Source organism: Staphylococcus parequorum, assembly GCF_039237145.1.
GTDB lineage: Bacteria > Bacillota > Bacilli > Staphylococcales > Staphylococcaceae > Staphylococcus > Staphylococcus equorum_A.
Window position 1 is genome coordinate 1,689,199 of record NZ_CP150682.1, and the last position, 24,222, is coordinate 1,713,420.

Sequence of the window (24,222 nt, forward strand, 5' to 3'; positions counted from 1 at the left end):
TTATGTCAAAGTATCTTATATCAAATAACCATAGTTATTTTAAAAAGCAATAAATCCAGTAAGGAAACCGCGACTAAATTTTTGGATACATTTGTAGATATTAAAAATAGCGAATTATTCACCCATTAAGGTCAATAATCCGCTATAAAAATGAGTATGTAGAGTTAAGCTAATGTAAATCAAGTTTTATAAACACAATACTTATTTATACATTTATTTTTTCGACTTAATCTTACCAGTCCACTTTTTATATCCACCTTTTAACATGTAGATATCTTTATAACCATTCTTTCTCAATATTTTAGCAGCACGATAACCCGCAATGCCATTTGCATCACATAGATAAATAGGTTGATCAGTTCTCAATCCCTGATATCTTTGCTTAAACGTTGTAATTGGAATGTTGCGTGCACCGTTAATGTGTCCGTAATCATAATCCACTTTTTCTCTTACATCAATAACTTGAGCTTTACGCAAACCATTATGGAATTCATTTTGGTTTAATTCAGTGACTGCTCTCTTGTTAAGAAGATAATTGATTAGCATGTAAGCGATGATTATTATTAATGCTGCTAAAGGTATAAACCAAAAATTACTCATCTTGCATCCTCCCTAATTAACCGATATTATATATTATAAGACTGTTAGCACAATTTATCAAAATTTTTTATTTAATTTATTGGATAATGCTGACAAACTTAGACAATTAGTGCAAACGATAACATAAAATGAATATTAAAACAATTTAATTTATTGATTGGGGTTTTTAGTGTGACTGAATCTTGGAATTTTATAAATACAGGAAGTAACGATCCATATTTCAATATGGCAATGGACGAAGCGCTGCTTAATTTTGTTTCTAGGGGAGAAATTGATCCAGTTATTAGATTTTACACGTGGAATCCAGCAACATTATCTGTTGGTTATTTCCAAAGACTGACTAAAGAAATAGATATAGAAAAAGTACAAGAAAAGGGATATGGTTTAGTCAGACGTCAAACAGGTGGCAGAGGCGTGCTACATGACAAAGAACTTACATATAGTGTTATTGTACCAGAATCTCATCCGGAGATGCCCTCGACCGTAACAGAGGCATACAGAGTGATATCTGAAGGTTTGTTAGAAGGGTTTCAGGCTTTAGGCTTCGAAGCATCCTTTTCAATCCCTCGTTCAAAAGAAGAACGTGAGAAATTAAAACAACCAAGAAGCGCTGTATGTTTTGATGCTCCTAGTTGGTATGAGTTAGTTGTAGAAGGGCGTAAAATAGCGGGTAGTGCGCAGATACGTCAAAAAGGCGTCATTTTACAACATGGTTCATTGTTACAAGACGTCGACATTGATGATTTATTCGATATGTTCATTTTTAAAAACGAGCGTTTAAAAGATAAAATGAAACAATCTTTCGTAGAAAAAGCAGTGGCGATTAATGATATTTCAGACCGACATATTACAATACCCGAAATGGAAGAGGCTTTTGAAATAGGTTTCAAGAAAGGGTTGAATATTGATTTTAAACCACTAAACTTAACGCATAAACAACAAGAAGAAGTGAATAAACTTATTGAAAAATATAAAGCTGACGAATGGAATTATCGTAAATAAAATTATCGAAATCAAAAAATGTGAGGATACAGTCTTTAATGACTGTATCCTCACATTTTTTGTTACATATAAAGTTAGATAGATTTAAATAAAAGTTTTAAGAGTAAGATAGCGCAATAAAATTATTTTTTTCTATTGCGTCTTTTATATTTTCTTTGTGCGCGTTTATACTTTCGTTGATCTTCTGTTAAAAAGAAGAAGTAATATATCGCATATATAATCCCTGCAAATACAGCAAAACTAATTGCCATACTAACAAAACTGAATATAAACGAATCTAAATTGAGGATTAACCCAATTGCTGCGATTGCGATTATTATATAAAATATTGCTCGTTTCAATTTATAACACTCCTATTTAGTTGTTAACTCTGTTTATTATCGATACTAATGGTTGATAGGGCTTTTTGTCCTTTTTTAAGTTTCTTCTTATCTTTCTCGCTATAACCATCTCTAATGTCATTTATTGCTGAACTAAGGTCTTTATTTAATTTAGTGATGTTTTTCTTTTTACTCTTATCTTCATCACTCATTTTATCTTTATCAATATCATTTTCATATGTAGTGTGCGCAGAATCGATTTTATTCGTTATGTCAGTCAACTTACCAAGAATCTTTTTATCATTTTTATTTTTTGTTACATCACTTTCAATATCATTATATTGATCAACTGCTTTTGCTATATTTTGATAATATTTAGATGATGCTTTTAAATTTGTTACTTTCTTTTTATTGTTTTTAGCCTGTTTAATGTTTTCTTTGTCTTTCTTAAGTGAAGCAACGTTTGTTTTTTCTTTGTCGATAGTTTGTTCTAATTCTTGAATATTACTTTTTAATTTATGATTTTCATCACGAAGTTGTGTGGTCTTTTCTTCTAAAGGACCTAAATTTTGACTACCACAACCTACTAGTAAACATGAAGCACTTAATATAGCTATAATTTTTTTCTTCATAACTCTCTCCTAATTCAAAAACTATATATTCACATAATAATTATGCTATCATTTTAATGTATAAAAAGAAAATGTACAAATTTATTGAATAGGAGGAAGACAGATGACTAGAATAGAAAAACTGAATTCTGCCTTAGAAACAAAACATTTGGAAGCGATTGTTGTATTAACCGATTTTAATAGAAGGTATTTATCAGGATTCACAGGTACAAGTGGCGCGCTTGTTATTACAAAAGATAAAAACTTATTGATTACAGACTTTAGGTACATAGAGCAAGCAACTTCCCAAGCTACTCAATTTGAGATCATTAAACAAAAAGGTGGTCTCATAGAAGAAGTGAAAGCACAATTGGAAAAGTTAAACGTCCAGAATGTAGGCTTTGAAGGTGATTTAGTCAGCTATGATACATACTTACAATTAAGCAAATCCTACATTAGCTTAATCAGTGTTTCTGGTTTAATTGAAAAAATCAGAGAAGTAAAAGATGATAGCGAAATTAAACTTATTCAAAAAGCTGCTGAAATTGTTGATGAGACGTATGAGTATATCTTAACTGTTGCAAAAGCAGGTATGACTGAACAGCAATTAAAAGCTAAATTAGAAAGTAAAATGTTAGAACTAGGCTCAGAAGGTACTTCATTTGATACAATTGTTGCCTCAGGTGTCAGAGGTGCGTTGCCACACGGTGTCGCAAGTGAAAAAGTTATTAATCAAGGTGAACTGATTACTTTAGATTTCGGTGCATATTATAAAGGTTATTCTTCTGATATCACACGTACGTTTGCTATAGGTGAACCAGATCCTAAACTCAAAGAAATATACAATATTGTCTTAGAAGCTAATATTAAAGGCATTGAAGCCGCTAAACAAGGTGTTACAGGCAAAGCTTTAGATGCTATCGCTAGAGATTATATTACTGGACAAGGATATGGTGATGCGTTTGGTCATTCCCTTGGACATGGGATAGGGTTAGATGTACACGAAGGACCCAATCTATCTAGAAAATCAGAAGCTAAATTAGAGATAAATAACTGTGTTACAATTGAACCTGGTATTTATTTAGACGGATTAGGTGGCGTTCGCATTGAAGATGACGTTTTAATTACAGAAAATGGTTGTGAATGCTTTACTAAATGCGCTAAAAACCTTATTATTTTATAGAAGACCTTATAATTGAGGAGGAAACTGAATGATTTCGGTTAATGATTTTAAGACAGGCTTAACAATTGCAGTAGATAATGGTATATGGAAAGTATTAGATTTCCAACACGTAAAACCAGGTAAAGGATCTGCATTTGTGCGTTCAAAATTACGTAATTTAAGAACTGGTGCTATTCAGGAGAAAACATTCAGAGGCGGCGAAAAAGTCGAAACTGCTATGATTGAAAATCACCGCATGCAGTATTTATATGCAGATGGTGATACACATGTTTTCATGGATAATCAAACTTTTGAGCAAACAGAATTAGCAGCCGATTATTTAGAAAATGAATTGAATTTCTTAAAAGCTAATATGGAAGTTCAAATTCAAACTTACGAAAGTGAAACACTTGGCGTTGAATTGCCAAAAACTGTTGAACTTACAGTAACAGAAACAGAACCTGGTATAAAAGGTGATACTGCTAACGGAGCAACAAAATCAGCTACAGTAGAAACTGGTTATACACTAAATGTGCCGTTATTTGTAAATGAAGGCGACACACTTATAATTAACACAGGCGATGGTAGTTATATTTCAAGAGGTTAACACTTATAAAAATAATCATATTTATTATTTTTAGTTTAGCCATATTTATTAATAACCTTTCCAATTCACGAAACGTTGGAAAGGTTATTTTATTTTTTCATTTTATAATAAACAAACGACTGTTATAGTAGTATTATTCAAAAGAATTTAAACTTTATATCAATTAATTACAATAACATGGCCCCATTCCATTAAAAAAACGTTATAATAAATAGAATTATCATTAAATTATATCTATATAGAACTTTATAAAGAATAAACACTTTATTATTGAAAGCATGTATATGCTTGAATTGAACATTTCACTAAAGTAAAATAAACTAGGTAAATGAAAACAATCTGAAGGAGTCAGTACTTATGAATTTTAAAGAAATTAAAGAATTAATAGAAATTCTTGATCAATCTAGCTTGACTGAAATCAATATAGAAGATAAAGGCAACGTTGTTAATTTAAAAAAAGAAAAAGAAACTGAAATCATTACACCTCAAATTTCACAACAACCAATGCAACAAGTTTCACCGCAACAAGGTGTAATGTCAGCTCCTGTAAACACGCAAAGTTCAGAGGAAGTAAATACAAACGCAGTGGAAGACAACTTACAAACAATTAATGCGCCAATGGTAGGGACATTTTATAAATCACCATCACCTGAAGAAAGTGCATATGTACAAGTTGGAGATTCAGTTACAAACGAATCAACAGTGTGTATCTTAGAAGCAATGAAATTGTTTAATGAAATACAAGCTGAAGTAACTGGAGAAATTGCTGAAATTCTAGTAGAAGACGGTCAAATGGTAGAGTATGGCCAACCGTTATTCAAGGTGAAATAATGAATAAAATATTAATTGCAAATAGAGGAGAGATTGCGGTAAGAATCATTCGTGCATGTCACGATTTAGGATTACAAACTGTGGCTATATACTCTGAAGGAGATAAAGACGCTTTACATACTCAAATTGCTGATGAAGCATATTGCGTTGGCCCAACACAATCTAAAGATTCTTATTTAAATATCCCAAACATTTTATCTATCGCAACATCAACAGGTTGTGACGGTATACATCCTGGCTACGGATTTTTAGCGGAAAATGGTGATTTCGCTGAACTATGCGAGGCCTGCCAACTGAAATTCATTGGACCAAGTTACGAATCTATCCAAAAGATGGGTATTAAAGACGTTGCTAAAGAAGAAATGAAACGCGCGGAAGTGCCTGTTGTCCCAGGCAGCGAAGGTCTTGTAAAGGATATCGACGATGCAAAAGGCATTGCCGATAAAATTGGTTATCCAGTTATTATTAAAGCAACTGCTGGCGGTGGCGGTAAAGGTATCCGTGTGGCTCGTGATGAAAAAGAATTGGAAACTGGCTTTAAAATGACACAACAAGAAGCGGAAACTGCGTTCGGTAATGGTGGTCTATATCTCGAAAAATTCATTGAGAATTTCAGACATATAGAGATTCAAATCATGGGTGATAGTTTTGGTAACGTTGTCCATTTAGGTGAACGCGATTGTACTATACAACGTAGAATGCAAAAACTTGTTGAAGAAGCGCCATCTCCAATTTTATCTGAAGAGAAACGTCAAGAAATGGGTAACGCTGCAGTCAGAGCAGCAAAAGCTGTTAATTATGAAAACGCAGGTACAATTGAATTTATATATGATTTAGATTCTAATGATTTTTACTTCATGGAAATGAATACAAGAATCCAAGTTGAGCACCCAGTAACAGAAATGGTTACAGGTGTAGATTTAGTTAAATTACAATTAAAAGTTGCAATGGGCGAAAAATTGCCATTCAAACAAAAAGATATCAAAATAGAAGGTCATGCGATGGAATTCCGTATCAATGCTGAAAATCCATATAAAAACTTCATGCCTTCACCTGGTCAAATCACCCAGTATTTAGCACCAGGTGGCTTCGGCGTAAGAATTGAATCAGCATGTTATACTAATTATACGATTCCACCATATTATGATTCTATGGTTGCTAAGCTCATTGTGCATGAGCCAACTAGAGAAGAAACGATTATGACAGGTATACGCGCGTTAAGTGAGTATCTCGTTTTAGGTATAGATACTACGATTCCATTCCATATTCGTTTGTTAAATAATGAAATTTTCAGAAGCGGAGAGTTTAATACTAAGTTTCTTGAAAAATATAATATCATGGATGATCAAACTAAATAGGAGGTATGTGAAATGGTCAAAGTATCAGAAACCTCACATTCCAATTTAGGAAAAATAGAAATTGCACCTGAGGTATTAACAGTTATAGCAAGTATTGCAACAGCTGAAATAAAAGGGATACAAGGTCATTTTAAAGAATTAAAGGATAGTAGTATTGAAAGATTTACTAGAAAGCAACTGAGCAAAGGTGTTAAAGTTGATACAAGAGAAGATGGTATCTATATTGATGTCTATTGTTCATTGTCTTACGGTATCAATATTTCAGAAACAGCGAAAACAATCCAAAGTACCATTTTTAATTCTGTAACAACGATGACTACAATTGAACCTAGCCAAATCAATGTTCATATTACACATATTGAACCAACCAATTAAAATTATATAAGCAAATTTTACTTTAAATACATTTTGTAGATATGTAATAACGAATATTTCAATCTATTTGTTATTACGTTTCTCAAATGATTTACAAAAATACAATGCTTGAAGGAGTTTATAATGAGTCGAAAAGAATCCAGAACACAAGCCTTTCAAACTCTTTTTCAACTTGAAATGAAAAATAGCGAATTAACAATTGAAGAAGCAATTAGTTTTATTACAGATGAAAACCCAGACTTAGAATTCGATTTTATCAACTGGTTAGTAACTGGAGTAAAAGATCATGAAACGATTTTAGATGAAAAAATCCAACCATATTTAAAAGATTGGACACTAGACCGTTTATTGAAAACAGATCGCATTATTTTAAGAATGTCTACTTTTGAATTGTTACATAGTTCAACGCCACAAAAAGTAATTATAAATGAAGCTGTTGAATTAGCGAAACAATTCAGCGATGATGATCATTATAAATTCATCAATGGTGTATTGAGCAATATTGAATAAAAGAGTGATATAAAATGGCAGACTATTTAAGTGTTTCCGCATTAACTAAATATATTAAATACAAATTTGACCAAGATCCCCATTTACAATCTGTATTGATTAAAGGGGAACTGTCTAACTTTAAAAAGCATAGCAGTGGTCATCTTTATTTTAATGTGAAAGATAAAAACAGTGTCATTAGTGCAATGATGTTTAAAGGCAATGCTTCTAAAATTGATTTTGATCCTAAAGAAGGTGACGAAGTATTACTAGAAGCACGCGTTTCTGTTTATGAGCGTAGAGGAAATTATCAAATCTATGTTAATAAAATGCATATTGATGGGGTAGGTAATTTATACCAAAAATTAGAACAGTTGAAAAAGAAATTAACTAAAGATGGTTTTTTTGATCAAAATCATAAAAAGTTAATTCCTAAATTCCCCCAAAAAATAGCGGTGTTAACTGCAGGTACTGGAGCGGCAATTAGAGATATTCATACGACGATAAATAGTCGATATCCACTAGCTGAGCAAGTTCAAATTAATACTTTAGTACAGGGTGAACAAGCTAAAAATGATATAGTCGAAAAGATACAACAGGCTGATCAATTAAATGTTGATACAATTATCATAGGTCGTGGTGGTGGTTCTATAGAAGATTTATGGAACTTTAACGAAGAAGATGTAGTAAAGGCAATATATTTTTGTGAAACACCAATCATATCCGCTGTTGGACATGAAACTGATTTTACATTAAGTGACTTCGTAGCTGATGTACGTGCTGCTACACCAACACAAGCAGCAGTAATGGCAACACCAGATCAATATGAATTACGTCAATATTTAAAGCAAACGAACCTTTCACTCACTCGTTTTATTAAACAACATATGCAACAACAAAGAAAACACTTGGAACATGTATCTTCATATTACAAGTTCCAAACACCAACTTTGTTATATGACCAACAAATTCAAAAACGTGATGATTTAGAAAAGCAGTTAAGCCTATCAATGAATTTAAGAATTAAAAATGAACAGCAACAATTGCAACTATTAACTAATAAGTTTAACTTGAAAAATTTCAAACAAAATATTAATAGAGAACAATTAACAAATAATCAAAAGCGTACAGATTTAAATAAAGTCATGAATAATTTTATTACCAATCAACAAAATAAACTTGCTAGTAAACTAGAAAGCTTAAATAATCTAAGTCCAACAAACACAATGTTACGTGGCTATACAATTGTGAATAAAGATGATGATGTAATAACAAGTACGAATGACTTAGCTGAAAATGATAACATTGTATTAACAATGAAAGATGGCGTTGTTGATGCACAAGTTAAGAAAGTAAGGTGTAAAGATGAGTAATAGTAATACACAAAGTTTTGAAGAAATGATGAAAGAACTCGAAGGCATCGTTCAAAAACTTGATAATGAAAATGTATCATTAGAAGAATCTTTAAATTTATATCAACGTGGTATGAAATTATCTGCAACTTGTGATGAAACATTGAAAGATGCTGAAAAGAAAGTTAATGAGCTCATGACTGATGAAAATGTTGAAAATGAGGAGACGATTGATAACGATGGAGAATAACAAGATGAATAATTTAATAGAAGAAATTAATCAAAAGTTATCTACAACAGTTCCAGAGTCTTCACTCAACACTAATATAGAAGAGAGTATGCGTTATTCTTTAGAAGCAGGCGGTAAACGAATAAGACCTGTCTTATTATTATTAACTTTAGATATGTTATCAAATGAATATAAATCCGGATTATCATCTGCCTTAGGATTAGAAATAGTCCACACATATTCATTAATTCACGATGATTTGCCACCGTTAGACAATGATGATTATCGTAGAGGCAAACTTACAAATCATAAAGTTTTTGGTGAATGGAAAGCGATACTTGCTGGAGATGCACTACTTACCAAAGCTTTTGAAATCATTACCAATGACTCAAATCTAACTGATACTGTTAAAATTAAGCTTGTTAAGCGTTTGTCATATGCGAGCGGACACTTAGGTATGGTAGGTGGTCAAGCTTTAGATATGCAAAGTGAAGGCTCATCAATAGATTTAAATACACTTGAAAAAATTCATAACGCTAAAACGGGTGCGCTACTTAAATTTGCAGTTATGGCTGCAGTTGATATTGCTGAACCAGAACAATCTGTGGCAGATTTGTTAGAAACATACAGTGAACATTTAGGTTTAATGTTTCAAATTAAAGATGATTTGCTAGATATCTATGGCGATGAAGCAAAATTAGGAAAAGCAGTAGGTAGTGATATCGAAAATGATAAAAGCACTTACGTATCTTTATTAGGACAAACTGGTGCAGAAGATAAGTTGAAGTTTCACGCTGATGCCGCTTATCAGTGCTTAAATGAATTACCGGAATCATATAATACTCAAGATCTTGAAGGTATTATTGAATTATTTAATAATCGTGAATCATAAATAGGATGCTTTAGATAATTATTTATAACGGTTCCCATCTTTAAATAATGTTCAGTTAATAAAATACTTAATAGCTCAAAGAATCATGCTACGTATATGTAGTGTGATTTTTTATTGAGTGAAAATATATTATTCAATAATTATTCATCAATTTAATGATTCTTTACATAATTTGCTGAAATTTTACAACTCATATTTGTATACCTTATAGTGACATTTTACTGATATATAGCATAATTAACGTGATATATTTAGCGATATTTCAAATTAACTTTAGTAGTAGAATTCTTATGCTTGTGGTAAAATAAATGTATAAATATTCGTTTACAGAGGTGCTATACATGGCTAAAAAATCAGTGAGACATATAAAAATACGAGAAATCATTTCAAATGAAAAGATAGAAACACAAGATGAATTAGTAAAGCGTTTAAATGAGTACGAATTGAACGTCACTCAAGCAACTGTTTCAAGAGACATTAAAGAGTTGCAACTTATAAAGGTACCGACTCCTGCAGGACAATATGTCTATAGTTTGCCAAATGATCGAAAATATCATCCTTTAGAAAAATTAGGTCGCTATTTAATGGATTCTTTTGTAAACATTGATGGAACAGGCAATTTATTAGTTCTAAAAACATTACCTGGTAATGCTCAATCAATCGGTGCAATTTTAGACCAAATTGATTGGGAAGAAGTTTTAGGAACTATTTGCGGTGATGATACTTGTTTAATTATCTGTAGAGATGATTCTGCGAGCGAAAAAATTAAGACACGCATCTTTAATTTATTATAAGTATAAGGAAGTGATATAAGGATGCTACAAACTTTATCTATTAAGCAATTTGCAATCATTGATGAATTAGAAGTGCATTTTGGTGAGGGCTTAACAGTATTAAGTGGTGAAACAGGTGCAGGTAAATCAATTATCATTGATGCAATTGGTCAACTCATTGGCATGCGTGCTTCTTCAAATTATGTAAGACATGGGGAAAAGAAATCAATTATTGAAGGTATCTTCGACATTGATGAGAGTAAAGAAGCTATTTCCATATTACGTGATTTATCAATTGATATAGACGAAGATTTTTTATTAGTTAAAAGAGAAATCTTTAGTTCTGGAAAAAGTATGTGTAGAGTGAATAATCAAATTGTTACACTACAAGACTTGCGAAAAATAATGCAAGAATTGTTAGATATACATGGCCAGCATGAAACGCAATCATTATTAAAGCAAAAATATCATTTACAATTATTAGATAATTATGCAGAGGATACATATAAATCTTTGCTTGATGATTATGTGTCTACTTTTGATCAATATAAAGCTAAAAAGAAAGAACTTGAAGATTTGGAAACTGCGGATCAAGCACTGCTTCAGCGATTAGATTTACTTAAATTTCAATATGAGGAATTACAGGAAGCTCAATTAACTGATGGAGAAGTTTCACAACTTGAGACAGATATTAAACGCATTCAAAACTCTGAAAATTTAAGCCTAGCACTAAGCAATGCACATCTAACATTAACTGATGAACATGCAATTACCGATCGTTTGTATGAATTAAGTAACCAGCTTCAATCAATTAGTGATATTTTGCCTGATAAATATGATCGTCTTAAAGAAGATGTAGATCAATTTTACTACACATTAGACGATGCGAAACATCAGCTATATGATGAACTCACAAACACTGAATTTGACGAACAGTATCTTAATGAACTAGAAGCTAGAATGAACGTCTTAAACAGCTTGAAACGCAAATATGGCAAAGATATTAGTGAGCTTATTGTTTACCAAGATAAATTGGATAATGAAATCAACAAAATTGAGAACTATGAAGAGAGTACGTCACAATTGCGTGAAGAAATAGAATCACTTTATGATAAAGTTTTCAAGTTAGGTAAAAAATTATCTCAAGAACGTCGTGTTGTAGCTCAATCACTGCGAGACAATATTGTGGATGAAATTCAAAACTTACAAATGAAAGACGCGAACTTAGAAATTTCCTTTAAACCATTAGATACACCTAACCGTGAAGGCATTGAATTTGTAGAATTTCTAATAAGCCCTAATAAAGGTGAACCGCTTAAAAGCTTAAATAAAATCGCTTCTGGAGGAGAATTATCTAGAATTATGTTGGCGCTCAAAACAATCTTTGTAAAAACAAGAGGGCAAACAGCGATTTTATTTGATGAAGTAGATTCTGGTGTTTCAGGTCAAGCAGCACAGAAGATGGCTCAGAAAATGAAAGACTTAGCACAACATATACAAGTAATCTGCATTTCTCATTTACCACAAGTAGCGACAATGAGTGATCAACATTTATTTATTAGTAAAGCTTCTAAAGATAACAGAACAACTACTCATGTTAAAGAATTAACCGGTGAAGAACGTATTGATGAAGTAGCAAGAATGATTTCTGGAGCAAGTGTTACTGAGCTTACACGTCAGAATGCTAAAGAAATGATAGAACAAAATCACCTTAATGATTAATAATGCGAACGTATAAATACTACTTTACTTATAGGGAAAGGTGTTGGTTTTCATGCAATATCAACATTTAATTGAACCGACTACAACTTTAAAAGGTAATATAGCCATTTTATATGCAAATGATGAAAAGATGCTTTCAGTCGTGATAGAAGCACTTACTTTAACAGATATAGAAGTGTTTTTATATGATACACATGATCTTACTGAAATTATTAGATCTTTTAATATAGACGCACGATTATTAAACAGAATTCACATTTATACATTTGATGATGAAAATGAATTATTTAAACAATGTGCACAAGATTTATCACGTGGTAAAGTTTCGATGTTAATGAAAGGTAATTTAACGTCTTCATCATTACTATCTTTTATTTTAAGCAATAAAAATTTTATAGAAAATCATGGTTTTCTAAGTCATGTCGCATGTTTCGATATACCAAATTATCATAAAACATTAATGATGAGTGATGTTGCTTTAAATATTTCACCTTCAGTAGAGGAAAAAAGACAAATTATTAAAAATTTGTCAGTATTTAGTAAGGCATTAGGTTATGAACAGTTTAAAGTAGGTTTATTATCATCTGTCGAAAAAGTTACAAGGAAAATCCCATCTTCTACGGATTCTGAAAAAATCAAAAATATTTTTAATAGAGATGCGGATGATTATTTAATTGTTGACGGTCCTCTAGCTTTTGATAATGCAATCAGCATGGAAAGCGTTATTAAAAAGAATATAAAGTCTACTGTAGCTGGTGACGTCGATGCTTTGCTTGTATCACATATTGATGTTGGCAACGCGTTATACAAGTCATTCACATACTTTGGTGGTGCACGTGTAGCAAGCCTAGTTTTAGGCGCAAAATTTCCAATTGTACTTACTTCTAGAGCTGATAATAAACAAAACAAACTTGATTCATTATTGTTAGCCCTAAAAGTTTTAAATTGACCTTGCTATGAAAGGCTCATTTTACTTGTTGCGATATAAAATAGGTTATTAATTTTATATTTTGTCTATTTGATGTAAAATATAAGTGGATATTATAAATAGTTTAATATAATCCTTTTATGTGCGATGACTTTTTCAAAGTTGACTATTTATTTCAATTTTGAAGCCGGTAATCTAGCCGTTGCATAATAATAAAATCTATGTTCCTTGAGCAGTTAAAGTTAATAACTTTCTATTTTATTTTCAATAAAGAAGGTGGGGCAATGTCTCAAATTTTAGTGCTTAATTTAGGAAGCACATCTTCTAAGGTTGCTATTTATACAGATGCGTATTGCAATTATAATGAAACAATACGGCATGACCTCGAAATTACTTCCTTAAATTTGATAGAACAAATCAAACATCGACGATTTGAAATTGAACGTTTTGTAAAAAATGTAGCTGGTGTGAATTTTAGTGACTTTGATGGCATTGCGTGTAGAGGGGGATTATTGAAACCCATACGTGGTGGCGTTTATACAATCAACGAAACGATGTATAATGAACTTCGAACATTTAAATATGGTGACTATGCATCTAACTTAAGTGGGGTTATCGGTTACGAATTAAGTCAAGATCTTCAAATACCTGTTTTTACAATTGACCCTGTAGTTGTAGATGAATTAATGGATATTGCTAGAGTTACAGGTATCAAAGATATTAAGCGAAGGTGTATTTTTCATGCATTAAACCAAAAAGCTGTTGCAAGCTTATATGCAAATTCATCCAGTAAAACTTATAAACAAGTTAACGTTATTGTTGCTCATATGGGTGGTGGTATAACTGTTGGCGCACATAAACAGGGTCTTGTCGTTGATGTGAACGAAGGCTTGCTAGGCGAGGGTCCTTTTAGTCCTGAACGGGCAGGTTCTATACCAAATGATTTGTTATATGAATATGGTTATAAACGCAATTTTACACCACAAGAAATGAATCACTTTTTGAGCAAAGAAGGTGGTTTTGTTAATATGTTTAAAACAAATGATTTAAAAGTGTTATCACATAAATATGAATCAGATAGTGATGTAAAACTAGCGTTTGATGCATTAGCATATCAAGTCGCGAAAGCGATTGGTGAACGCGCAATCGTTTTTAAAGGAAACGTTGATCAAGTTATCCTTACTGGCGGACTGAGTTATAATAAAATATTAACATCCTTAATCCAATCTTATGTCGATTGGATAGCACCGGTGACAATCTACCCCGGTGAAAAAGAAATGGACGCTTTAGCGACTCGCACATCGCTTGTTTTAGAAGGTATAGAAAGTGCTAAAGTTTATAGTTAGGAGTGCAAGCATGTCAGAAGAAAAATATGATTTAGTAATATTAGGCGGAGGTACAGCGGGTTATGTCTCGGCAATTCGAGCATCTCAACTAGGAAAAAAAGTTGCACTTGTAGAAAAGTCTTTACTTGGAGGCACTTGTTTACATAAAGGATGTATCCCAACAAAAGCACTTTTAAAATCAGCTGAGGTTTTGCATACAGTTAAAAACTCAAGTGAATATGGTGTTGATATAAATGATTTTAAATTGAACTTTTCGCGCGTTCAAGAACGTAAACATGAAGTCGTTAATCAAATGTTTAACGGTGTGAAACATTTGATGGACCATAATAAAATCGATGTATTTAATGGTACTGGTCGTTTATTAGGGCCTTCCATTTTTTCACCGCAAAGTGGTACAGTTTCAGTAGAATTTGAAGATGGTGAGTCAGAATTAATTCCGAATAATAACGTGCTAATTTGTACTGGTTCTCAACCAATGGAACTACCATTTTTGCCATTTGATCATAATATCGTTCTTTCTAGTGATGACATTTTAAATCTTGAGCAACTACCAAATTCTATCGCAATTGTTGGAGGCGGTGTAATTGGTTTAGAATTTGCATCATTACTAGTAGATTTTGGTGTCGAGGTATCAGTGATTGAAGCTGGAGATCGTATTCTACCAACTGAAAGTAAATCAGTAGCAAAAGTATTAAAACAAGAATTATCTAAGCGTGGTGTAACGTTTTATGAAAACACTCAACTAGGTGAAGAAAATATTGTAATTGATGAAAATAAGATAACAATAATATTAAATGAAAAGTCGGTTACATTTGACAAAGCACTCGTTTCGATAGGTCGTAAACCGAACACTGATGATATCGGCCTAAATAATACTAAAATCAAGTTGACTGATAAAAAGCACATCATCGTCAATGAATATCAACAAACTGAAGATAAGCATATTTACGCTGCGGGTGATTGTATCGGTAAATTGCAACTTGCACACGTAGGTTCAAAAGAAGGAATGATTGCGATTGATCATATGTTTGATGCATCGCCATTACCGATAGATTATCAAAAAATGCCAAGATGCGTTTATAGTCAACCCGAAGTAGCGAGTATTGGCAAAAATATAGAAGAAGCCAAAGCAGAAAATATTAAAGCACGCACAGTAAAAGTGCCGTTTAAAGCAATTGGTAAAGCTGTAATTGAAGACACACAAAATCAAAGTGGTTTTTGTGAAGTCGTAATCGATCAAGAAAATGATACTGTATTAGGGCTGAATATGATTGGACCTCATGTCACAGAACTGATTAATGAAGTGTCGTTATTCCAATTTATGAATGGCTCAACATTAGAACTTGGTTTAACAACCCATGCACATCCTTCTCTTTCTGAAGTGTTAATGGAATTAGGATTAAAAGTTGAGAATAGATCGATTCACGTTTAATAAGGAGGCAATAAAATGTTTGATTATAAATCTGTAGGCTTAGAAAAAGAAGACCTACAAGCAATGTACAAATGGATGGACTTAGGTCGTAAAATAGATGAACGTATGTGGCTATTAAACCGTGCAGGCAAAATCCCCTTTGTCATTAGCTGCCAAGGACAAGAAGCAACACAAATAGGTATGGCTTATGCTATGCAAAAAGGTGATATTTCTTCACCTTATTATAGAGATTTAGCGCTTGTAACTTATTTAGGTATGACACCTCTGAATTCTATGTTAGCCGCTTTTGGTAAACGTGATGATATCAATTCAGGTGGAAAACAAATGCCTTCTCATTTTGGTCAAAGTGACATAGGGATGCTTTCTCAAGGTTCTCCGGTAGGAACTCAAATTTTACACGCTGTTGGTGCCGCTTTAGCTTTGAAAATGGATAACAAAGCAAACATAGCAATGACAACTGTCGGTGAAGGTAGTTCCAACCAAGGTGATTTTCACGAAGGATTAAACTTTGCAGGAGTACATAAATTACCGTTTATTTGTGTAATTGAAAACAATAAATATGCAATTTCAGTTCCTGATTCACTTCAATATGGTGCTGAAAAACTTTCTGACCGTGCTATTGGCTATGGAATACATGGCGAGCATGTGGATGGAAATGATCCAATAGCTATGTATAAAGTAATGAAAGAAGCTAGAGAACGTGCTTTAAATGGCGGTGGATCAACACTAATAGAAGCTATGTGTACGAGAATGACTGCTCATTCATCTGATGATGATGATAAATACCGTTCAAAAGAAGAACGCGATGAACTTAAATCTTTAGATTGTAACCTTAAATTCAAAGCATTTTTACTTGAAGAAGGTTTTATTGATGAAGGCTGGTTAGATGATTTAGAAAAAGAACATAAAGAAATAGTCAACCAAGCAACTAAGGAAGCTGAGCAAGCACCTTATCCATCAGCAGAAGAAACTTATACACACGTTTACGAAGAAGGAGGCTCAAACAATGGCTAAATTATCCTATTTAGAAGCTATCCATCAAGGGCTAGACCAATCAATGGAAAAAGATAATGACGTTTTCGTATTAGGAGAAGATGTCGGTATAAAAGGCGGCGTATTTGGAGTCACTTTAGGATTACAAGAAAAATATGGTGAGGCACGTGTATTAGACACGCCATTAGCAGAATCTAATATAGTTGGTACAAGTATAGGCGCTGCAATGTTAGGTAAACGTCCTGTTGCTGAAATTCAGTTCGCTGATTATATTTTACCTGCTACAAACCAAATCATTAGTGAAGCTGCTAAGATGAGGTACCGTTCCAATAATGATTGGCAATGTCCCATTACAATTCGTGCGCCGTTTGGTGGCGGAATTCATGGTGCACTTTATCATTCACAAAGCGTTGAAGCGATATTTGCATCGACACCTGGATTGACTATTGTTATACCGTCTACACCTTATGATGCAAAAGGTTTATTATTGTCATCAATTGAGACGAATGACCCAGTGCTCTTCTTTGAACATAAAAAAGCATATCGATTATTAAAAGAAGAAGTACCAGAAGACTATTATACTGTGCCTATCGGTAAAGCTGATGTAAAACGTGAAGGTGATGATATAACTGTTTTCACTTATGGTTTATGTGTGAATTACTGTATCCAAGCAGCAGATATGTTATCTGAAGATGGTATTAATGTAGAAGTTGTTGATTTACGTACAGTTTATCCTTTAGATAAAGAAACAATTATTGAACGTGCTAAATTGACTGGTAAAGTATTATTAGTTACAGAAGATAACTTAGAAGGTAGTATTATTTCTGAAGTATCTGCGATTATATCTGAAAACTGTTTATTTGATTTAGATGCACCTATAATGAGACTTGCGGGACCTGATGTTCCATCAATGCCATTTGCACCAACTCTCGAAGACGAGTTTATGATCAATCCAGATAAGATAAAAATTAAAATGCGAGAACTCGCAGAATTTTAAGGAGGCACAATCATGGAAATCAAAATGCCTAAACTCGGTGAAAGTGTGCATGAAGGTACAATAGAACAATGGCTTGTATCTGTAGGAGATACTGTTGAAGAATATGATCCATTATGCGAAGTTATCACTGATAAAGTGACAGCAGAAGTGCCATCTTCATTTTCAGGAACAATTAAAGAAATTATAGTAGAAGAAGGCACAACAGTAGCGGTAAATGAAGTCATATGCCTTGTTGATATTGGTGATGAATCGCAAGAAACAAACAATTCAAATACACAACAAACAACAGAATCTAATGAACCTCAAGAGGTTGCTTCAAATGATATAGATGATAATGTTAATAGCGCTTCACATGAAGATAAACCCAAAAACAATGGTCGCTTTTCACCAGTGGTATTTAAACTTGCTTCAGAAAATCAAATCGAGTTATCTGAAGTGATTGGTACTGGTTTTGAAGGTCGAGTTACGAAAAAAGATATTGAAAAAGTAATTAAAGAAGGTACGAACAAAACACCTTCAACAGTTGTAGCACCTAAAGATTCACCTAAAGTTACAAAACAAGCGTATTACAATGAACCTTCTCCAGGGTCAGCAATTCCAGTTAATGGTGTTCGTAAGCAAATCGCTCAAAACATGGTAAATAGTGTCAATGAAATACCGCATGCATGGATGATGGTAGAATCGGACGCTTCAAATCTAGTAAAAACACGTAACTATCATAAGCAAAGCTTCAAAGAAAGTGAAGGATATAATTTAACTTTCTTTGCATTTTTCGTAAAAGCTGTTGCAGAAGGGCTAAAAGCGTATCCACTGTTAAATAGTAGCTGGTCAGATTCAGAAATTGTTATGCATAAGGATATTAATATTTCTATCGCTGTCGCAGATGAAGACAAATTATATGTCCCTGTAATTAAAAATGCAGACGAAAAATCAATTAAAGGTATTGCCCGTGAAATTAACGAGCTTGCAAATAAAGCGCGTAACAAAAAATTACGTTCTGAGGATATGCAAGGTGGTACGTTTACTGTGAATAATACTGGAACATTTGGTTCTGTTTCATCTATGGGTATCATCAACCATCCTCAAGCAGCAATATTACAGATTGAATCTATTATTAAAAAACCTGTCGTTATTGATGATATGATTGCAATTCGCAATATGGTTAATTTATGTCTATCGATTGATCATCGTATATTAGATGGTCTTCAAGCAGGTAGATTTATGAATTTTGTAAAAACACGTATTGAACAATATTCAATTAAACATACAAGTATATATTAATATATTTAACTTTGTAGACTAATTAATTTTCAAGTTTAAAAAATGAGTGTGAGACAAAAGTTTCACACTCATTTTTCATTTAATTTTTCTGGTTTAACATGTGTTTTATCAACCGTCCGCGATATAATTTTTATGAATTTAAGCAATATTATTATATATTATAATCACACATGTTGAAGTATTGCGCATATATTAGTAGAATAAAAGTAATAATTCAGAAATGAAAGGTGACGTTATTATGGATTTAAATTTTGATTTATATATGACTGATGTTGTTAATCAAGCAAGAAATGAAATAGAACAGGCTGGATATGAGCAATTAACATCTCCAGAAGAAGTAGATAAAGTATTACAACAAGATGGAACGACACTTGTGATGGTTAACTCAGTATGTGGTTGTGCTGGTGGTATTGCTAGACCAGCAGCAACGCATGCTTTACATTACGATAAAACACCAGACCGCCTTGTAACTGTATTTGCGGGTCAAGATAAAGAAGCAACACAACAAGCAAGAGATTATTTTGAAGGTTATGCACCATCAAGTCCATCGTTTGCATTAATCAAAGATGGTAAAGTTGCCCAAATGGTAGAACGTCACCAAATTGAAGGTCATGACGTAATGGATGTCATTACTCAATTACAAAACACATTCGACACTTATTGTGACGAAAAATAGAGGGATTAATACATGACACGTTTGAATCCATACCGCATCGGATTTAGAACGATAAAGACTGCAATTGGAATGGCACTAGGTATTATTATTGCAAAATTAATTGGTTTAGATAATTTTGCATCTAGTGCCATTTTAGTGGTTCTTTGTATTAAACATACAAAGGTGCATTCACTACAAGCAATTGTATCTCGTTTTGTATCTTGTCTTATGATACTCGCACTTGGTTCTATTATTTTTAATTTATTAGGACAAAACGCAATTGTTTTAGGTATCATTGTGCTACTTTTTATTCCTTTAACTGTTGTATTTAAAGTTCAAGAAGGTGTTGTTACAAGTTGTGTTATCTTACTTCATGTTTTCAATGCTAAAACGATTGATATGGATTTATTTTTCAATGAAATTATCTTATTAATTGTTGGTCTCGGTATTGCATTCTTAATGAATGTTATTATGCCAAGCTTAGATAGTAATTTAAAACAGTATAAACAACAAATTGAAAATCAATTTACTGAAATTTTTCAAATGTTCAGTAAGGCTTGTACAAGTCCAAACCCAAGCTTAGATATATCCTTTGAGAAGTTAAAAGTTACGATTCGCAAAGCTAAATCAATCGCATTTAGAGATGTTAAGAATCACTATGTTAGAAATGAAAATTCTTATTATCATTATTTTGATATGCGGGAAGAACAGTTAGAGCTGTTACGAAGAATGGCTCTAATCCTTCAAAATATTGAAACAAAAGATTGCTTATTATCCAAAATATCTAATTTATTTGCTGAAGTAGGGACAAATGTAAATAGTAATGATTATACTGCATTACGATTGCATTCGTTATATGAAATTCGAATAGAATTAAATGAATTAGAGTTGCCTACGTCACATGAAGCTTTTCGAACACGTGCAAACTTATTACAACTTTTAAATGAACTTGAATCATATTTATTACTAAAATCACAATTTGGATCATTAAGATTACATAATGATTCTAAAATCGCAACATCCTAAATAATAAAGCCATACAAAATTCTTTTGATTTAAGAATTTTGTATGGCTTTATTCATTTTCTACTGTACTTATTAACTATACATATATTAGTGATTCATCGCTTTTAATAATAAAATAACGTTTAATTAAAAATTGATACTTTCAAAAACCATTATAATTAATTCACTAATGGTACGACACTTGTCAATACCAATGCAAGAATAATAGCTACTAACATGACTATAATAATGACTCTTAGAACTTTGTTGTTACCCAAAGATGATTCCTCCAAATCTAGAATATGGAATTGAAATATAGATAAAACACACTGTATATATCAATATAATTCAATTACAACACATTCAATTTCAAACTACTTTATAAGTTTATTATATCATACGCACCCTCTAGAATTGAAACATATTAGTTTTGCTTATGTACACATTTCGTTACACTTAAACGTATGGCATATAAATAATGGAATGGGGATTTTTAAATGATAAATAAACAACGACTCCTAGATACTTTTTTGGAATTAGTGCAAATTGATTCTGAGAGTGGCAATGAGATTGAAATTCAACGGTTACTTAAATCTAAGTTTGAAAAATTGGGATTAAAGGTAGTTGAAGACCATGCTGGTCAACATGAAAATTTAGGAGCAAATAATTTAATTTGCACATTAGAGGCGACGACAAATGATGAAAATATAGATAATATCTATTTCACGAGTCATATGGATACAGTTGTGCCTGGTGTTAATGTAAAGCCGATAGTTAAAGATGATGGTTACATCTATTCAGATGGAACTACAATTTTAGGTGCTGATGATAAAGCTGGATTAGCTACTATTTTAGAATTAATTTACATATTAAATGAACAAGACATAGCACATGGTAAGATTCAATTTGTACTTACTGTTTCGGAAGAATCTGGTTTAGAAGGTGCGAAAGCATTAGATACATCTTTACTCGATGCCAAATATGGCTATGCTATCGATGCAAGTGTAGACGTAGGGACAACTGTTATTAATGCACCCACACAAATGAAAATTAATACTACAATTCATGGTAAAAAAGCTCACGCGAGTGTACCTAACAAAGGTGTAAGTGCGATTAATATTGCCGCTAAAGCTATAAGTGCGATGAAATTAGGTCAGATAGACGAATATACCACAGCAAATATAGGCCGTTTTGAAGGCGGATCTGCAACTAACATTGTAGCTGACAAAGTAACACTTATGGCTGAAGCCCGATCACACTCAGATGAAAGTATAAATGCTCAAGTAACTCATATGAAATCTGTTTTTGAAGAAACAGCAGAAAAATATGGTTGCTCAGCTACAGTTGAAATAATTAATAGTTATCCTGGCTTTAAAATTGCACAAGATGCCACAGTTACTAACGTAGCTAAAGCCAGCGCAATTGCATTAGGGTTAACACCGAACACAGTTATGGCTGGCGGGGGTTCTGATGGTAATATAATTAATCAATTAGGCATACCAACTGTCATCTTAGGCGTGGGTTACGAGCACATCCATACAACTGAAGAACGTATGTCAATTGATGCTTTAAATCTTCTAGCAGAACAGCTTATAAAAATAGTTGAAATAATTACTCAAAAATCTGAAAACTGATTAAGTGAATATGAGTGATGCTTTGTGATACAATATATGAGAAAACTTTAATAAGAGAGGTTAGTTAAATGACACAACAAATTGGTGTAGTAGGTTTAGCCGTAATGGGTAAAAACCTTGCTTGGAATATTGAATCACGAGGATATAGCGTTTCAGTTTTTAACCGTTCATCTTCTAAAACAGATGAAATGGTAACAGAATCTGAAGGTAAAAATATACATCCGACGTACTCTATAGAGGAGTTTGTGAATTCTCTAGAAAAACCCCGTAAGATTTTATTAATGGTGAAGGCAGGACCAGCAACAGATGCAACAATCGATAGCTTATTACCATTACTAGATAATGATGATATTTTAATCGATGGTGGTAACACTAATTATCAAGATACAATCAGACGTAATAAAGCACTAGCTGAAAGTGGTGTTAACTTCATCGGAATGGGCGTTTCTGGTGGTGAAGTTGGCGCGCTTACTGGTCCTTCATTAATGCCTGGTGGACAACAAGAAGCATTTGATAAAGTTAAAGACATTGTAGAAGCAATCTCTGCTAAAGCTGAAGATGGCGCTGCATGTGTAGCTTATATTGGACCTAATGGTGCCGGTCACTACGTTAAAATGGTGCACAATGGTATTGAATATGCAGATATGCAGTTAATTGCTGAAAGTTACGCAATGATGAAAGACTTACTTGGTATGTCTCATGAAGAAATTTCACAAACATTCAAAGACTGGAACGCTGGCGAACTTTCAAGTTACTTGATTGAAATCACTGGTGACATCTTCACTAAATTAGATGATGATGGTAATGGTCCATTAGTTGAAAAAATCATGGATACAGCTGGCCAAAAAGGTACAGGTAAATGGACTTCTATTAACGCTTTAGAATTAGGTATTCCATTAACAATTATTACTGAATCAGTATTTGCACGCTTTATATCTTCAATCAAAGAAGAACGCGTGAATGCTTCTAAACAATTAAATGGACCAAGTACTAAATTTGAAGGTAACAAAGAAGAATTCCTTGAAAAAATCCGTAAAGCGCTGTATATGAGTAAGATTTGTTCATACGCACAAGGCTTTGCTCAAATGAGAAAAGCTAGTGACGACAATGAATGGAATTTAAAACTTGGAGAGCTTGCTATGATTTGGCGTGAAGGTTGTATTATCCGTGCGCAATTCTTACAAAAAATTAAAGAAGCATATGATAATGATACAGAATTACAAAATCTATTATTAGACCCATACTTCAAAGATATCGTAACAAACTATCAAGATGCATTACGTGATGTTGTAGCTACTGGTGTACAAAATGGTGTTCCAACGCCAGGTTTCTCTGCAAGTATTAACTATTATGATAGTTATCGTTCAGAAAACTTACCAGCTAACTTAATTCAAGCGCAACGTGATTATTTTGGTGCACACACTTACGAACGTAAAGATCGTGAAGGCGTATTCCATACACAATGGATTGAAGACTAATAAACATCTTTATATTAACATTATAAAAGACGTGAAACTACTTCGCGTTTGAAACTACTAGCAAAGTCTACGGACTTTACTAGTAGTTTTTTTATGTAAATTTTTAATAACAGCTTTAGTATTACATTAAATTTCCAAGTAATGGCATTTA

Annotated in this window: 26 protein-coding genes; 22 read left to right on the forward strand and 4 right to left on the reverse strand. The window is 32.7% G+C overall.

Annotated features, from left to right (window positions below):
* Positions 1-213: 213 nt before the first annotated feature.
* Positions 214-600: a rhodanese-like domain-containing protein gene (locus AAA453_RS08195; protein ID WP_427704372.1), complete on the reverse strand. Its 387-nt coding sequence runs from the start codon at positions 598-600 to the stop codon at positions 214-216.
* Positions 601-771: 171 nt separating this feature from the next.
* Here AAA453_RS08195 and AAA453_RS08200 point away from each other — a divergent pair, with 171 nt between their 5' ends.
* Entirely contained in the window at positions 772-1,602 is an 831-nt protein-coding gene (locus AAA453_RS08200) for a lipoate--protein ligase family protein (protein WP_427704374.1), read from the forward strand.
* Between the two features lie 122 nt (positions 1,603-1,724).
* On the opposite strand, the gene AAA453_RS08205 is transcribed toward AAA453_RS08200, so the two are convergent.
* Both AAA453_RS08205 and AAA453_RS08210 read right to left on the reverse strand, forming a co-directional pair.
* A complete protein-coding gene (locus AAA453_RS08205; RefSeq protein ID WP_046465416.1) occupies positions 1,725-1,943 on the reverse strand; it encodes an SA1362 family protein in 219 nt (72 codons plus the stop codon).
* A gap of 23 nt (positions 1,944-1,966) precedes the next feature.
* On the reverse strand, positions 1,967-2,554 hold the full coding sequence (locus tag AAA453_RS08210; protein WP_427704375.1) for a hypothetical protein: 588 nt from the start codon (positions 2,552-2,554) through the stop codon (positions 1,967-1,969).
* A 103-nt stretch (positions 2,555-2,657) separates the two neighbouring features.
* Between AAA453_RS08210 and AAA453_RS08215 the strand changes: the two genes are divergently transcribed.
* The 19 genes from AAA453_RS08215 (at position 2,658) to AAA453_RS08305 (ending at position 20,981) form a co-directional block, all read left to right on the forward strand.
* Positions 2,658-3,716 (forward strand): M24 family metallopeptidase, encoded by a 1,059-nt coding sequence (locus AAA453_RS08215; protein ID WP_427704376.1) that lies wholly within the window; start codon positions 2,658-2,660, stop codon positions 3,714-3,716.
* 28 nt (positions 3,717-3,744) lie between these two features.
* Positions 3,745-4,302 (forward strand): elongation factor P, encoded by a 558-nt coding sequence (efp, locus tag AAA453_RS08220; protein WP_002507518.1) that lies wholly within the window; start codon positions 3,745-3,747, stop codon positions 4,300-4,302.
* A 357-nt stretch (positions 4,303-4,659) separates the two neighbouring features.
* A complete protein-coding gene (gene accB, locus AAA453_RS08225; protein WP_046465413.1) occupies positions 4,660-5,133 on the forward strand; it encodes an acetyl-CoA carboxylase biotin carboxyl carrier protein in 474 nt (157 codons plus the stop codon).
* On the forward strand, positions 5,133-6,491 hold the full coding sequence (gene accC, locus AAA453_RS08230; protein WP_069815531.1) for an acetyl-CoA carboxylase biotin carboxylase subunit: 1,359 nt from the start codon (positions 5,133-5,135) through the stop codon (positions 6,489-6,491). Before accB ends, accC begins: the two co-directional genes overlap by 1 nt.
* Positions 6,492-6,503: 12 nt before the next feature.
* Positions 6,504-6,866 (forward strand): Asp23/Gls24 family envelope stress response protein, encoded by a 363-nt coding sequence (locus AAA453_RS08235; RefSeq protein WP_046465411.1) that lies wholly within the window; start codon positions 6,504-6,506, stop codon positions 6,864-6,866.
* Between the two features lie 123 nt (positions 6,867-6,989).
* Positions 6,990-7,376, forward strand: a complete 387-nt coding sequence (gene nusB / locus AAA453_RS08240) for a transcription antitermination factor NusB (protein ID WP_427704378.1) — start codon at positions 6,990-6,992, stop codon at positions 7,374-7,376.
* Positions 7,377-7,390: 14 nt separating this feature from the next.
* Complete coding sequence (gene xseA / locus AAA453_RS08245; RefSeq protein WP_427704380.1) at positions 7,391-8,728, forward strand: exodeoxyribonuclease VII large subunit; 1,338 nt, start codon at positions 7,391-7,393, stop codon at positions 8,726-8,728.
* Positions 8,721-8,957: an exodeoxyribonuclease VII small subunit gene (locus AAA453_RS08250; RefSeq protein ID WP_046465408.1), complete on the forward strand. Its 237-nt coding sequence runs from the start codon at positions 8,721-8,723 to the stop codon at positions 8,955-8,957. Before xseA ends, AAA453_RS08250 begins: the two co-directional genes overlap by 8 nt.
* Entirely contained in the window at positions 8,947-9,828 is an 882-nt protein-coding gene (locus AAA453_RS08255) for a polyprenyl synthetase family protein (protein WP_427704382.1), read from the forward strand. Before AAA453_RS08250 ends, AAA453_RS08255 begins: the two co-directional genes overlap by 11 nt.
* A gap of 341 nt (positions 9,829-10,169) precedes the next feature.
* On the forward strand, positions 10,170-10,622 hold the full coding sequence (gene ahrC / locus AAA453_RS08260; RefSeq protein WP_002507526.1) for a transcriptional regulator AhrC/ArgR: 453 nt from the start codon (positions 10,170-10,172) through the stop codon (positions 10,620-10,622).
* A 21-nt stretch (positions 10,623-10,643) separates the two neighbouring features.
* Complete coding sequence (gene recN / locus AAA453_RS08265) at positions 10,644-12,323, forward strand: DNA repair protein RecN (protein ID WP_427704383.1); 1,680 nt, start codon at positions 10,644-10,646, stop codon at positions 12,321-12,323.
* Between the two features lie 52 nt (positions 12,324-12,375).
* Entirely contained in the window at positions 12,376-13,272 is an 897-nt protein-coding gene (locus AAA453_RS08270) for a phosphate acyltransferase (protein ID WP_427704385.1), read from the forward strand.
* Between the two features lie 263 nt (positions 13,273-13,535).
* Positions 13,536-14,597, forward strand: a complete 1,062-nt coding sequence (buk, locus tag AAA453_RS08275; RefSeq protein ID WP_427704386.1) for a butyrate kinase — start codon at positions 13,536-13,538, stop codon at positions 14,595-14,597.
* Positions 14,598-14,607: 10 nt separating this feature from the next.
* Positions 14,608-16,029, forward strand: a complete 1,422-nt coding sequence (gene lpdA / locus AAA453_RS08280) for a dihydrolipoyl dehydrogenase (RefSeq protein WP_427704388.1) — start codon at positions 14,608-14,610, stop codon at positions 16,027-16,029.
* Between the two features lie 15 nt (positions 16,030-16,044).
* Positions 16,045-17,043, forward strand: a complete 999-nt coding sequence (locus AAA453_RS08285) for a thiamine pyrophosphate-dependent dehydrogenase E1 component subunit alpha (RefSeq protein WP_069815545.1) — start codon at positions 16,045-16,047, stop codon at positions 17,041-17,043.
* Positions 17,036-18,019: an alpha-ketoacid dehydrogenase subunit beta gene (locus tag AAA453_RS08290; RefSeq protein WP_046465401.1), complete on the forward strand. Its 984-nt coding sequence runs from the start codon at positions 17,036-17,038 to the stop codon at positions 18,017-18,019. Before AAA453_RS08285 ends, AAA453_RS08290 begins: the two co-directional genes overlap by 8 nt.
* A 12-nt stretch (positions 18,020-18,031) precedes the next feature.
* Positions 18,032-19,300, forward strand: a complete 1,269-nt coding sequence (locus AAA453_RS08295; protein ID WP_046465400.1) for a dihydrolipoamide acetyltransferase family protein — start codon at positions 18,032-18,034, stop codon at positions 19,298-19,300.
* 238 nt (positions 19,301-19,538) lie between these two features.
* Entirely contained in the window at positions 19,539-19,976 is a 438-nt protein-coding gene (brxB, locus tag AAA453_RS08300) for a bacilliredoxin BrxB (protein WP_046465399.1), read from the forward strand.
* A 12-nt stretch (positions 19,977-19,988) separates the two neighbouring features.
* Complete coding sequence (locus AAA453_RS08305) at positions 19,989-20,981, forward strand: aromatic acid exporter family protein (RefSeq protein ID WP_427704389.1); 993 nt, start codon at positions 19,989-19,991, stop codon at positions 20,979-20,981.
* Between the two features lie 157 nt (positions 20,982-21,138).
* Here the strand turns inward: AAA453_RS08305 and prli42 are convergent, their stop codons facing one another.
* Positions 21,139-21,237 carry a stressosome-associated protein Prli42 gene (gene prli42 / locus AAA453_RS08310; RefSeq protein WP_155398016.1) on the reverse strand — a complete coding sequence of 33 codons (99 nt, stop codon included), beginning with the start codon at positions 21,235-21,237 and terminating at the stop codon, positions 21,139-21,141.
* Between the two features lie 219 nt (positions 21,238-21,456).
* Between prli42 and AAA453_RS08315 the strand changes: the two genes are divergently transcribed.
* Entirely contained in the window at positions 21,457-22,593 is a 1,137-nt protein-coding gene (locus AAA453_RS08315) for a M20/M25/M40 family metallo-hydrolase (protein WP_427704391.1), read from the forward strand.
* 68 nt (positions 22,594-22,661) lie between these two features.
* The gene (gene gndA, locus AAA453_RS08320) at positions 22,662-24,071 is read left to right on the forward strand and encodes an NADP-dependent phosphogluconate dehydrogenase (RefSeq protein ID WP_021339229.1); all 1,410 of its coding nucleotides are present in this window, start codon (positions 22,662-22,664) and stop codon (positions 24,069-24,071) included.
* Positions 24,072-24,222 lie beyond the last annotated feature (151 nt).

Bases quoted from the DNA above. Each gene is read 5' to 3' on its own strand.
- brxB (WP_046465399.1), top strand. From the start codon at position 19,539: ATGGATTTAAATTTTGATTTATATATGACTGATGTTGTTAATCAAGCA.
- accC (WP_069815531.1), top strand. From the start codon at position 5,133: ATGAATAAAATATTAATTGCAAATAGAGGAGAGATTGCGGTAAGAATC.
- AAA453_RS08295 (WP_046465400.1), top strand. From the start codon at position 18,032: ATGGAAATCAAAATGCCTAAACTCGGTGAAAGTGTGCATGAAGGTACA.
- recN (WP_427704383.1), top strand. From the start codon at position 10,644: ATGCTACAAACTTTATCTATTAAGCAATTTGCAATCATTGATGAATTA.
- accB (WP_046465413.1), top strand. From the start codon at position 4,660: ATGAATTTTAAAGAAATTAAAGAATTAATAGAAATTCTTGATCAATCT.
- AAA453_RS08270 (WP_427704385.1), top strand. From the start codon at position 12,376: ATGCAATATCAACATTTAATTGAACCGACTACAACTTTAAAAGGTAAT.
- nusB (WP_427704378.1), top strand. From the start codon at position 6,990: ATGAGTCGAAAAGAATCCAGAACACAAGCCTTTCAAACTCTTTTTCAA.
- gndA (WP_021339229.1), top strand. From the start codon at position 22,662: ATGACACAACAAATTGGTGTAGTAGGTTTAGCCGTAATGGGTAAAAAC.
- AAA453_RS08235 (WP_046465411.1), top strand. From the start codon at position 6,504: ATGGTCAAAGTATCAGAAACCTCACATTCCAATTTAGGAAAAATAGAA.
- lpdA (WP_427704388.1), top strand. From the start codon at position 14,608: ATGTCAGAAGAAAAATATGATTTAGTAATATTAGGCGGAGGTACAGCG.
- AAA453_RS08250 (WP_046465408.1), top strand. From the start codon at position 8,721: ATGAGTAATAGTAATACACAAAGTTTTGAAGAAATGATGAAAGAACTC.
- AAA453_RS08305 (WP_427704389.1), top strand. From the start codon at position 19,989: ATGACACGTTTGAATCCATACCGCATCGGATTTAGAACGATAAAGACT.
- buk (WP_427704386.1), top strand. From the start codon at position 13,536: ATGTCTCAAATTTTAGTGCTTAATTTAGGAAGCACATCTTCTAAGGTT.
- AAA453_RS08195 (WP_427704372.1), bottom strand. From the start codon at position 600: ATGAGTAATTTTTGGTTTATACCTTTAGCAGCATTAATAATAATCATC.
- efp (WP_002507518.1), top strand. From the start codon at position 3,745: ATGATTTCGGTTAATGATTTTAAGACAGGCTTAACAATTGCAGTAGAT.
- AAA453_RS08255 (WP_427704382.1), top strand. From the start codon at position 8,947: ATGGAGAATAACAAGATGAATAATTTAATAGAAGAAATTAATCAAAAG.
- AAA453_RS08285 (WP_069815545.1), top strand. From the start codon at position 16,045: ATGTTTGATTATAAATCTGTAGGCTTAGAAAAAGAAGACCTACAAGCA.
- xseA (WP_427704380.1), top strand. From the start codon at position 7,391: ATGGCAGACTATTTAAGTGTTTCCGCATTAACTAAATATATTAAATAC.
- AAA453_RS08315 (WP_427704391.1), top strand. From the start codon at position 21,457: ATGATAAATAAACAACGACTCCTAGATACTTTTTTGGAATTAGTGCAA.
- AAA453_RS08215 (WP_427704376.1), top strand. From the start codon at position 2,658: ATGACTAGAATAGAAAAACTGAATTCTGCCTTAGAAACAAAACATTTG.
- ahrC (WP_002507526.1), top strand. From the start codon at position 10,170: ATGGCTAAAAAATCAGTGAGACATATAAAAATACGAGAAATCATTTCA.
- AAA453_RS08290 (WP_046465401.1), top strand. From the start codon at position 17,036: ATGGCTAAATTATCCTATTTAGAAGCTATCCATCAAGGGCTAGACCAA.
- AAA453_RS08210 (WP_427704375.1), bottom strand. From the start codon at position 2,554: ATGAAGAAAAAAATTATAGCTATATTAAGTGCTTCATGTTTACTAGTA.